The sequence below is a fragment of the Anabaena sp. FACHB-595 genome (assembly GCF_048568275.1).
Classification (GTDB): Bacteria; Cyanobacteriota; Cyanobacteriia; order Cyanobacteriales; family Nostocaceae; genus Trichormus.
In genome coordinates this window covers 1,711,945-1,722,956 of record NZ_CP183473.1, presented here as the reverse complement: position 1 = coordinate 1,722,956, position 11,012 = coordinate 1,711,945, and the positions used below count along the sequence as shown (strand labels likewise).

Genomic DNA, 11,012 nt, shown 5'->3' with positions numbered 1-11,012 from the left:
AATCAGCCACAATCTTAGGTTGCCAGCCTCTTATGAATACCTAGATGTTAGCTTCAGTAAAAATGCGGGAATAATGATTTACACTGAACCGTATTTATTTGTTTGAAACATCGAGAGCTATATAAAAAATGAGTATTGAAAATATTATATGTATTCCACCTATTCCGGTGGATAACATTCCATCTCCTTGGAGAGAAACATTTCAACAACTAAACCAAGTTCCACCACCGTTACCTGTTTGTAACTTTCCAGACCAGACAAATGAACAGATGCCAGATACAGCAGGAAAAGAGATAATTTACTGGGTGGATATTGATAAATCGGGTTTGAAACCTCGGATGTCTATCCTACCTACACTTGTGGAAGTATGTTTTTCTGATGGTGAGTTGCCAAACTATACACTGAAACTTACACTCCTGGATCAACCAGCCCTTCAGTGCCATGCAGATATGTTAGACGCAGATTGGCGAATTGCCCTCTATTGGATTGTTAAAAAACAGTGGGATTCTGACCTCATCATTCCTACATCCACTGAACTGGCTCAACTCTATGAACCTTGGGCTGAATTACTTAATCAAGTACTTAAGCTCTGTACTGTCTGCTTTGATAGGAAAAATTATTTAAGCCGACACTATCTACACGCCGCCGATTGGTTTTTAAAAATTATCCAAGAAGCGAAGCAAATAGATACTGAAATCATGATTGAAAACGAAGCTAAAGGTAAAGATTCCACCATTAAGACTAAACGTGAGATTATCTCTCAACTCCGAGAGCTTAACAATTCTGCAACTCTAGAAACATCTCCCCACTACTACAGATTGATTAAAGTAGCTCTGTCAATGGAAAAATGTGACGAGTTTAACAAAAACTATTGGAAGCCTTTTTTAAGTGCGGGTTGTAAAGATATTCAAGGAATGGAGCGAAAGACTAGCCAAGAAAGCTTCGTAGTCAATCACAAAATTGTTTACCGAGCGCCAGGACAAGGCAAAGGAATTTATACCCTAATTAATCTAAATCACGCTAAATTTAGGTGAAGCCTTTGTGCTGCAAGGCTTAAAAACTTTAATCTGAAAGATCAGAATTTACTGCATCCTGTGCCACATTACTAAGTGTAGATGTTGATCAGGTTGCTATAGAGCTATTTTGAGAAAACTCTGATGCCAAAACTCATGCTGGTTTTGGTATAAATTCTCATGACTCGTAAATAGTAAAAACTAAATATATTGCATATATTGCTAGATATTTATTGCAGATAAAACATCTCGAAACATCACAACCTTATTTAATCAATATTTTCGGATTAAATTCTGGTTCAAATGTTAGCTAATTAGCCAATTGTTTCATTTTCAAATCACGAACAAAACGCAATAATTATTGTTTATACTCTTTAGACACAAGGAATCAAATATGCCAAAATCAGATGCTCTAATTATTACGGTTTCAGAAGGGTCACGGGTTAGTCAACCTGAAAATGCTTATGAATTGCTAAAAGAATTTGAAAAACACCTAAATCAAGAACACCCTAATCAAAGCTACAGCATATTCAATCAATCTGAAACTTCTGTCTATCGCTATACTCTGCCTGGATGGGGAAGTCCTCATATCCAAGGTAAAAAAATCACACAAGCAGAAAAAATCGCTGCTCAGGAATTCGCCAAGAAAATATCTTTGAAAGAGTTCCAAAATGCCTTAAAAATTCAGCAAAAAGTATTTGATGACTTAAAAATTCCCAAAAGTATTCAACGAAATTACCGAGCTATTCTCAACAGAATTATCCAGTTTTCTCAAAAATATGTTGTTCTGCAAAATGAGTCAGCTACACAATCTCAGACATCAACTGCTCACCATCCACTTTGGAGAAAAGGCTGTAATGCAGATATAGTGAAAACTACTAACAAACAATGGCAACCAAGATTTGGACTTGGCTGTATCCCAGAAGATATAGTTTCTGATGTTTTGGAGAAACAACTACTTGACTTGGAAGACTTTGGCATAGATATATTGGGGATCAGAGCTACAACTGTTAAGCTGAATACCAGCAGAATTAAACAAATTTTAGGTGCCAAACCTTGTCGTCAGTGCGTTGCTTCTACAGCAGAACTCAATATCAACACATTAATTCCCTTTGTTCCCATCCGCACGGGTCTACGAACACTACCTATTGATAGTTCACTAGCTCAACGATTAATTCAACAAGAGGAATTAAAAGAACAAGCAAGGCAGGCAGCAATTAAATGTCAGAGCGATATCAAACGATTACTGCGCTGGTATCGGGAAGAGCGGAAAGTTTCACCTGGTATGGAGCAGGGCGTTATACTTGTCCACATTTTCGTTGCTAAATTCTTATATCGTAATGAAACTGACAAGCTTCAAGCAGAGGACTATGAAGATATCCCTGTGATTATCATGTTACGTCAACTCTTAAGGGAGGTGATAAAGCGGGTAGATACGGCTACTCCTGCCATTGATGTAGACAAGAAATGGTTAGACTGGCCAGAGTGGTTAAGTTTGGTAGAGACATTGCGTCAGGAAGCTACCGTAGTAGTCTATGTACGCCCAGACAGAGAACAGCCTTCCGGATTACGTGTGCTTCGTGGCATAGGGCAAAGTCTTCAGATTTTCTTGTTATGTAGTTTTTGGGCTTTCTTGCCACCAGACCGTCAAAGAACTGTGCGAGAGCTAGAGGAAGGGAAAAGTTTAGTTTGGAAAGATGATAAATGGCAAATTCACCTGACCTCTGGTGCTACGAAGATTGACAATGAAGAGGAATGGATTCCTATACCCAATGTCAAGTTTCAGGATGGTACTTGTTTGTATCAATATTTCCAGGCTTGGTTGCATGATTACAAAGCTTTACCTAGTTATGCCAACCTGCCCTGGGAAGGGGGATTAAGAGCAGTGTTTACTCCAGAGCATAGTTTCTGTTTCACAATGGTTGACAGTGGTAAACCCCTAACAGCAAATGCCGTTCGTGATTATGTCAAGCGCAGAGCTTATCGATTGACTAAAAAAGCAATTACGCCACATCTAACTCGTTCCATGTACATCACATACTTAGAAGAAAATGGTGTGCCAGAAAACTTAATGGTGTCTACTGCTAAATCTATGCACCACAGTCGGGCTACACAACGTAAGCATTACGATAAGCGTCAGCAGTCTAAGAAAATGCAGCCAGGACTTGATTTGGCTGTCCAACTTGCACAGTCTATTCTGCACAAGTAAGTGTTTATAGCGTTTCTCAATCTAGTGAAGTACATTGTTAAAGCTACTAGTTTTGATATAGAAGGTTAAGTGTACTTCATCTGCCTGGGAAACGCCATAAATGATGAATGAAATGAAGTAAATTTTTGAGTCAGGATATTTAAAGAGTTTTTAGGTCTAGTCAAGCAAAAAATGGGTGAATTGCGTTTTTTGAGCTTGCAGGAGTTAAAAAACCTCCAATCTTCTGATACTTTGGCTGAAACACTTGAATAATTAAATATGTAATAGTATGATTTGATACAGATGAATTAAAGCTGCTGCATACGCTTAATTCTCTAACAGATTTTCATAGCCTGGGAAAATTATTGCAACACGATTTCCTCTCCTAACTTAAAGCTACCACATTCATCTATCTCAAATTATTCAGTACATTTATTTTTCAGCCCTTCATTTATCGCATCTCAAATACTTTCAACATTTTGTTCTCTCAAAGTTGATTCGTAAAAAAAATCTGAAGGAGATTCAACTAATTGCTAGTTCTAAGTTTCAGCGAACAATTGCTGTATTAGCTCAAATTCCTGAACCACTTACAAGGTGATTATTTTACTTTAGTTCATACGTTAGCTCTCCAACAATTCTCATTTCACTCGAATGGCTTGCAATGAACAAAAAAGATTTCAACTTTCGCTATTCTCAAATTAACTAACAACGATACTTATGATTTACGAATCTTGGTCACAAGTTGTAATTCGCACAGTTCTTGAATGGGAAAAACGTAGAGCCGAGTTAAATTCTACCCCGGCTATTCCAGAACAAAAAACAAAGTCCAAAAACAAGACTGCCTAGTAATGATACTCAATGGCTTTTACAAGGTTATCATCTACACATATTGTTTTAATGCAGCCATTGAGTATTAATCTCTTGATGACTGATAAACTACCTCTTCAGCAAAAAAGTGAACCTACAACACAGGTTGTGATCAGTGCTGATTTGTTATCCCACAGAAAAACTAGTCATTTGACGCATTTTTGGCGTATGGAAGCCAATGACAATATCTTGTTTAGGTACATTCATTTCTATTAATTCCGCAGCAATATCTACTTCAGTAGTATTTTGCTGAATCCAGATTTTTTCATTTCTGATATCTAGGTGCATGATAGGGCCATAAACCCGTTTTTGTTGATTCCAACCGATACTGATAACTTGGTAATGGTCACGTTGTGTATCAAATATTAGCTCGATTTCTACATCACCATAACTAGGTTTATACTGTGCATATTTCTCTAAAATTTGCTGCACTTTTAAGCGATATTCATCTAATTTAGCCATTGCACTATTTCCTCCGTTTCAATGTTGTAAATCAGTAGTAAAATTTTGGTTTCCTGCACGACTGTTTGAGTAAAGGGCAAGCTAAAAAAATCGTTATAGGTTACTAAAGGTACTGCCAAATATAAAATTCGTTCTGGGTCTTCTGTCCGTAGGACAATGCGATAGTTGATAAATTGCCCCAAGGTTGTATGAAATTCTGATATCTTTGAGGCACTGGCGAAACTTTTAATTTCAACTGCTATTTTCTCCCCAGCTTTTTCTGCGGCAATGAGGCGTTCTGCACCTAAATCAATTTGCACATCTACCCCACCGCAACGAATACTTAACGGGTCGTCTGTAATTGTCCACCCGTCTTTTTCTAGAGCTGTTCTCACGATGTTATGGAATAAATCTCTCGCCATACTAAATTTATCACTATTTTCTCCTTGAGTTTAGTAGGGTGCGTCAGTGAAAAAAAAACTTAACTAGACCAAAAAAACTATTCATACTGACGCACCCTACAGCTATAAGACCTGATGAAATTTATCATGGTTGCAATGTAACAGCGCGATCGCAATCTGGTTTTGAGGTCATACTATTCTGCTTCTGTTCCCAAGATAACCCCTTCGTACAGTAGGGCGATCGCCAATTCAAATTCGATGCTGGATAGGGTAATCGTATCTCCCTCTGTGTAGGGGTAGTAAAGCCACATTCTGCCCTCTCCCCGACAGTAGCGTTCTACGGAGATTGTTTCTGAATCAATTAGTAAATATTCTTGCAAAGAAGGGATTTTCAGGTAATTGGTGAATTTTTCGCCCCTATCCTTACCGCTTGTACCAGGGGAGAGAACTTCGGCAATTATTTTGGGGTTTTGAATAAATCTACGCGCATTGATGTCTTGAGGGTCGCAGCTGACAATAACATCAGGGTAATAGTATGGACTTTGAGGTGTAACTTGCACTTTCACGTCTGACACATTCACTCGACAACCTCTAGCTCGTAAGTGTGGGTATAAGGCTCTGTAAAAATTAAGTGCAATGTCATTGTGGGGAATTGTACCACCCGTCATTGCAAAAACTTCGCCGTTAACATATTCGTAGCGGAGGTCTTGCAGGGGTTCCCATGCGAGATATTCCTCAATGGTCATTTTTGGCGGTTGTTGAGAGATGGCTACCATAGGACGATGTTTCCAGTTTGTTTTGATTCTAGCGAATAGGTTCTGCTGGTGTAGGCGTTAGCGTAGGTATGGCTCTTTTCTCCTGGCGTTTTGTAAGGTGCGTCAGTATGAATAGTTTTGTGTCTGGTTAGGTTTTTTCGCACTGACGCACCCTACAGCTACAAACCTGATGAAATTTGTCATGGTTGCAATGTAACAGCGCGATCGCAACATTGGCTAGTAACGATACTCAATAGCTGTAACAAAGTTACCATCTACGGAGATTTTTTTTACGCAACCATTGAGGATTGCTCGTTTATCTTGAGCGTTTAGTCCTTGCCAGTAACTTTTATGAGCAAAAGCTTGTATAATTCTTTCCTTGGCAATCAGAGATTGTTTAGAAGCATTATTGGTTGCTCCTAGTGCGATCGCAATCTGTTCTTTGAGGTCATTTTTAATTTGTTCAATTGCTGAACTTGCTGGCAATGTTTCCAGACTATTCAGGGATGCGCGCAGCGTTTTTACTTCTGGGGGTTCTTCTACAATAAGCGGCTCATCTGTTTCCACCAAATTTGCTAAACGTTCGGCTTCTTGTGCCAATAAATCCATTACTTGGATATCTAATATTTTGGATGAAATCATATTTTTATTGCTACAGTTGCCAGCTTTATACAATCGGCACTGATAATAATAGATAGCTTGTCCACTCTTATCTACACGTTTGGCGTGGCGTGTCATTGAGCCGCCGCAATGGGTACATTTAAGTAAATTAGAAAATGGGTTTACTTCGTTTTCTTCTCTTGCAGCCCATCGATTATTGCGATTGTCTCGAATCATCTGTTTTATTCTTTCATGTTCCTCACAGGTAATGATTGCCTCATCGTCGTGGGTTCCCCATTTTACTTTCCACTCGTCAAAATGCTTGCGTTTTCCTTTTGATTTAACGTAAGTATCAAAGGGCAAACCCCCGGCGTAAACAGGGTTAACTAATAACGCTTTTAAACCAGGGATTGACCATCTTAGCCCAGACCAGGGATAACGCAAGGGGTGGTTAGTTTTATTTGGTGTAAATGCAATTTTATCTAAGTCGTCGTCGCCAACAATCCGGGAAGATTTTTCTAGCTTGTTCCAATTCAGAACTTTTGTTTCTATACCAAAATCTGAGTGCAGCTTACGCACAGTAGCAGCAACGGAACCGCACTCAAAAAAAGTGTGAAAAATATACTGGGCTAAGTCAGACACCGTTAATTCTCTGCGTCCTTCTAGTAAGCAAACACATGGTGAGCGATCGCGTATATATTTATCTTTATCTATGCGGTATCCTAATGGGGCAACTCGGTGACTTTTTCCTTGGTTCACCCTATGACGACGTTCGCTTTTTAACCTCTCCGTCACCATTCTTACCTCAAATTTGGCAGCAGCCAGTAACATATCAATTGTTAGTTCCCCGCCAAGGCTGTCTGGGTCAACGCCTTGATCTAAGGCTATCAGTTTAATTCCCTTGGAACGTAATACCTCTAACAATGAATAAAACAACCGCGATGATGAGCCGATGCGATCAATGCGGGTAAATTGCAGTGATTTTACCTTACCTGTTGAAGATGTCTTTAAGTCATTAATTAATTGTTGTAGCCCTTCTCTGACTTCAGTTGTCCGCGATTGAATATCCCAGTACACTTTTGAACATCCAGCATTACGCAAGCGTTCTATTTGTTTACGCAACGCACCTTTATCTGTTTGCTGTTCCTCACCGCTCACTCTCGCGTAACCCCAATTTTCCATAACAACCCATAGACACGACTTTCATTATATTTGATAGCAGATACTTCTATTCTCAGAAATTTTCCGAACAGCTACAAAAGCATCAGGGTGAAATCTTAGGGGTATAAAGATGAGTGTTATTTATCTCGATAATAATGCTACCACTAAGGTAGATCCAGACGTTGTAGAGGCAATCATGCCCTACCTGACCGATTATTACGGCAATCCTTCTAGTATGCACACCTTTGGTGGACAACTAGGAAAGGCAGTCAGAACAGCGAGAGAACAAGTTGCTGCCCTGTTGGGTGCGGATGAATCAGAAATTGTTTTTACCAGTTGTGGAACCGAGGGTGATAATGCGGCTATTCGCGCCGCATTGTTAGCCCAACCTGAGAAGCGCCACATCATTACAACTCAGGTAGAACACCCCGCAGTCTTAAATGTCTGCAAGCAATTAGAAACCCAAGGCTACACTGTTACCTATCTTTCCGTAAATAGTCACGGGCAATTGGATCTAGATGAACTAGAAGCCTCACTGACAGGTAACACCGCCTTGGTGACAATTATGTATGCGAACAACGAAACCGGGACAGTCTTCCCCATTGAAGAAATTGGGAAGCGAGTTAAGGAACGTGGCGCAATCTTCCATGTGGATGCGGTGCAAGCAGTAGGTAAGATACCTCTGAATATGAAAACCAGCACCATCGATATGTTAACCATATCTGGTCACAAAATCCATGCACCCAAGGGTATTGGCGCTTTGTATGTGCGTCGAGGTGTGAGATTCCGTCCCTTGCTGATTGGTGGACACCAAGAACGTGGTCGTCGTGCAGGAACAGAAAATGTACCGGGAATTGTCGGTTTAGGAAAAGCCGCAGAGTTAGAATTAATTCATATCGAAACAGCGATTAAAAAAGAAACAAGGCTGCGCGATCGCCTAGAACAAACCTTACTCGCTAAAATCCCTGACTGCGAAGTTAACGGCGATATTACGCAGAGATTGCCCAACACCACCAACATCGGCTTCAAATACATCGAAGGCGAAGCGATTCTGCTCTCCTTGAACAAATATGGCATCTGTGCGTCGTCTGGTTCGGCTTGTACCTCTGGGTCGCTGGAACCATCCCACGTCCTCCGGGCAATGGGTTTACCATACACCACCCTCCACGGTTCGATTCGCTTCAGTCTTTGTCGCTACACTACAGAGGCTCAAATCGATCGCGTCATCGAAGTCATGCCCGAAATTGTCGAACGTCTCCGCGCCCTTTCCCCCTTTAAAAATGATGAAGCGGGTTGGTTGCAAGCCCAAGAACAGACATTGGCACATCGTTAATTAGGGAATAGGAAGAAGCTGAGGGGCAGGGAGCAGAGGGAAAAAATATCTATAATTCCCAATTCCCAGTACCCAGCCCCCAGTACCCAATCCCCCATTCAGCAATAATTATTAAGCACTCGGAACTAAATATGTGGGACTACACAGATAAAGTATTAGAACTGTTTTACGATCCCAAGAATCAGGGAGTCATCGAAGAAAACGGCGAACCTGGCGTGAAGGTTGCTACAGGAGAAGTAGGGAGTATTGCTTGCGGTGATGCGCTGAGACTGCACATCAAGGTAGAAGTAGAATCCGATAAGATTGTTGACTCTCGCTTCCAAACTTTTGGCTGCACCAGTGCGATCGCTTCCTCTAGCGCTTTGACAGAAATGATTAAGGGTTTGACTTTAGATGAAGCCCTGAAAGTTTCTAATAAAGACATTGCTGATTACCTCGGTGGCTTGCCAGAAGCCAAAATGCACTGCTCTGTTATGGGGCAGGAAGCTTTGGAAGCTGCTATCTATAATTATCGCGGTATTCCTCTCGCCGCCCATGATGAAGATGACGAAGGTGCATTAGTTTGTACTTGCTTCGGTGTGAGTGAAAATAAGGTACGTCGCATAGTTATCGAAAATGACCTTACTGATGCGGAACAGGTCACAAATTACATTAAAGCTGGCGGCGGTTGCGGTTCCTGTTTAGCTAAAATTGATGATATCATTAAAGATGTAAAGGAAAACAAAGCCGCAACAAACCTCAACAATAAAGGCGGAAGTAAACCTACAAATATTCCTAATTCTGGGCAGAAACGACCGTTAACCAACGTGCAGAAGATAGCCCTCATCCAAAAAGTATTAGACGAAGAAGTAAGACCCGTATTGATTGCCGACGGCGGAGATGTAGAACTCTACGATGTAGACGGCGATATTGTCAAAGTAGTACTGCAAGGGGCGTGTGGCTCTTGTTCTAGTAGTACAGCCACCTTAAAGATAGCGATTGAATCCAGATTACGCGATCGCATCAACCCCAGCCTAGTAGTAGAAGCAGTTTAGTTAACAGTTAACAGTAAACCGTTAACTAACACCCAAAAGAACTTTCACAACTACATAACGAACCCATCATGAACACTAATTCTACTGGTTTTTCTGTGGAGCGATCGCCCCCTCTTCGGCGACGTTCTACAAACCCCTCACAGCCATAGCTCAACAGGCGTGAGATCCAAACACAAAGACCGACCAACTAACCAACCAATTGCAGGAAAAGAGAACAATGACTGACGAAAACATTAGACAGATAGCTTTCTACGGTAAAGGCGGTATCGGTAAATCTACCACCTCCCAAAACACCCTTGCAGCTATGGCAGAAATGGGTCAACGCATCATGATTGTAGGTTGCGACCCTAAAGCTGACTCCACCCGTCTGATGCTTCACTCCAAAGCTCAAACCACCGTACTACACTTAGCTGCTGAACGCGGTGCAGTAGAAGACTTAGAACTCCACGAAGTAATGTTGACCGGTTTCCGTGGCGTTAAGTGCGTAGAATCTGGTGGTCCAGAACCCGGTGTAGGTTGCGCCGGTCGTGGTATCATCACCGCCATTAACTTCTTAGAAGAAAACGGCGCTTACCAAGACCTAGACTTCGTATCCTACGACGTATTGGGTGACGTTGTATGTGGTGGTTTCGCTATGCCTATCCGTGAAGGTAAAGCACAAGAAATCTACATCGTTACCTCTGGTGAAATGATGGCGATGTATGCTGCTAACAACATCGCTCGCGGTATTTTGAAATATGCTCACTCCGGTGGTGTACGTTTAGGTGGTTTGATCTGTAACAGCCGTAAGGTTGACCGTGAAGACGAGTTAATCATGAACTTGGCTGAACGTTTGAACACCCAAATGATTCACTTCGTACCTCGTGACAACATCGTTCAACACGCAGAATTGCGCCGTATGACCGTTAACGAGTACGCACCAGACAGCAACCAAGGTCAAGAGTACCGCGCATTAGCTAAGAAGATCATCAACAACGACAAGCTCACCATTCCTACACCAATGGAAATGGATGAACTAGAAGCTCTGTTGATCGAATACGGTCTATTAGACGACGACACCAAGCACTCTGAAATCATCGGTAAGCCCGCAGAAGCTACCAAATAGGTCATGCCGTAATTAGGAGACACGGAGACAGGAAGATGAGGAAGCAATTCCTCTTCCCACTCTCCCTTCCCGACTCCTCACTCTCCCAAATATACTTCTATTCCCCCATTCGTA

Annotated in this window: 9 protein-coding genes; 5 read left to right on the top strand and 4 right to left on the bottom strand. The window is 41.4% G+C overall.

Annotated elements, in window-relative coordinates; genetic code table 11:
- Positions 1–128: 128 nt before the first annotated feature.
- The gene (locus ACN222_RS07270) at positions 129–1,034 is read left to right on the top strand and encodes a hypothetical protein (protein WP_010995634.1); all 906 of its coding nucleotides are present in this window, start codon (positions 129–131) and stop codon (positions 1,032–1,034) included.
- A gap of 373 nt (positions 1,035–1,407) precedes the next feature.
- Positions 1,408–3,222 carry a site-specific integrase gene (locus ACN222_RS07265; protein ID WP_010995633.1) on the top strand — a complete coding sequence of 605 codons (1,815 nt, stop codon included), beginning with the start codon at positions 1,408–1,410 and terminating at the stop codon, positions 3,220–3,222.
- A 972-nt stretch (positions 3,223–4,194) separates the two neighbouring features.
- Here the strand turns inward: ACN222_RS07265 and ACN222_RS07260 are convergent.
- The 4 genes from ACN222_RS07260 to xisF all read right to left on the bottom strand — a co-directional run bounded on the left by ACN222_RS07260 (position 4,195) and on the right by xisF (position 7,447).
- On the bottom strand, positions 4,195–4,530 hold the full coding sequence (locus ACN222_RS07260) for a XisI protein (protein WP_010995632.1): 336 nt from the start codon (positions 4,528–4,530) through the stop codon (positions 4,195–4,197).
- Positions 4,518–4,931 carry a XisH family protein gene (locus ACN222_RS07255; RefSeq protein WP_010995631.1) on the bottom strand — a complete coding sequence of 138 codons (414 nt, stop codon included), beginning with the start codon at positions 4,929–4,931 and terminating at the stop codon, positions 4,518–4,520. The genes ACN222_RS07260 and ACN222_RS07255 overlap by 13 nt, the downstream gene beginning before the upstream one ends.
- Before the next feature lie 173 nt (positions 4,932–5,104).
- Positions 5,105–5,686 (bottom strand): Uma2 family endonuclease, encoded by a 582-nt coding sequence (locus ACN222_RS07250; RefSeq protein ID WP_010995630.1) that lies wholly within the window; start codon positions 5,684–5,686, stop codon positions 5,105–5,107.
- Positions 5,687–5,902: 216 nt separating this feature from the next.
- Positions 5,903–7,447 carry a fdxN element excision recombinase XisF gene (xisF, locus tag ACN222_RS07245; protein ID WP_010995629.1) on the bottom strand — a complete coding sequence of 515 codons (1,545 nt, stop codon included), beginning with the start codon at positions 7,445–7,447 and terminating at the stop codon, positions 5,903–5,905.
- 109 nt (positions 7,448–7,556) lie between these two features.
- On the opposite strand from xisF, the gene nifS reads away from it, so the two are divergent.
- The 3 genes from nifS to nifH all read left to right on the top strand — a co-directional run bounded on the left by nifS (position 7,557) and on the right by nifH (position 10,898).
- Positions 7,557–8,759 (top strand): cysteine desulfurase NifS, encoded by a 1,203-nt coding sequence (nifS, locus tag ACN222_RS07240; protein ID WP_010995628.1) that lies wholly within the window; start codon positions 7,557–7,559, stop codon positions 8,757–8,759.
- 131 nt (positions 8,760–8,890) lie between these two features.
- A complete protein-coding gene (gene nifU, locus ACN222_RS07235; protein WP_010995627.1) occupies positions 8,891–9,793 on the top strand; it encodes a Fe-S cluster assembly protein NifU in 903 nt (300 codons plus the stop codon).
- A gap of 217 nt (positions 9,794–10,010) precedes the next feature.
- Positions 10,011–10,898 (top strand): nitrogenase iron protein, encoded by an 888-nt coding sequence (gene nifH / locus ACN222_RS07230; RefSeq protein ID WP_010995626.1) that lies wholly within the window; start codon positions 10,011–10,013, stop codon positions 10,896–10,898.
- Positions 10,899–11,012 lie beyond the last annotated feature (114 nt).

Coding starts and splice junctions, on each gene's coding strand:
- ACN222_RS07265 (WP_010995633.1), top strand. CDS start 1,408: ATGCCAAAATCAGATGCTCTAATTATTACGGTTTCAGAAGGGTCACGG.
- xisF (WP_010995629.1), bottom strand. CDS start 7,447: ATGGAAAATTGGGGTTACGCGAGAGTGAGCGGTGAGGAACAGCAAACA.
- ACN222_RS07260 (WP_010995632.1), bottom strand. CDS start 4,530: ATGGCTAAATTAGATGAATATCGCTTAAAAGTGCAGCAAATTTTAGAG.
- nifS (WP_010995628.1), top strand. CDS start 7,557: ATGAGTGTTATTTATCTCGATAATAATGCTACCACTAAGGTAGATCCA.
- ACN222_RS07250 (WP_010995630.1), bottom strand. CDS start 5,686: ATGGTAGCCATCTCTCAACAACCGCCAAAAATGACCATTGAGGAATAT.
- ACN222_RS07255 (WP_010995631.1), bottom strand. CDS start 4,931: ATGGCGAGAGATTTATTCCATAACATCGTGAGAACAGCTCTAGAAAAA.
- nifU (WP_010995627.1), top strand. CDS start 8,891: ATGTGGGACTACACAGATAAAGTATTAGAACTGTTTTACGATCCCAAG.
- ACN222_RS07270 (WP_010995634.1), top strand. CDS start 129: ATGAGTATTGAAAATATTATATGTATTCCACCTATTCCGGTGGATAAC.
- nifH (WP_010995626.1), top strand. CDS start 10,011: ATGACTGACGAAAACATTAGACAGATAGCTTTCTACGGTAAAGGCGGT.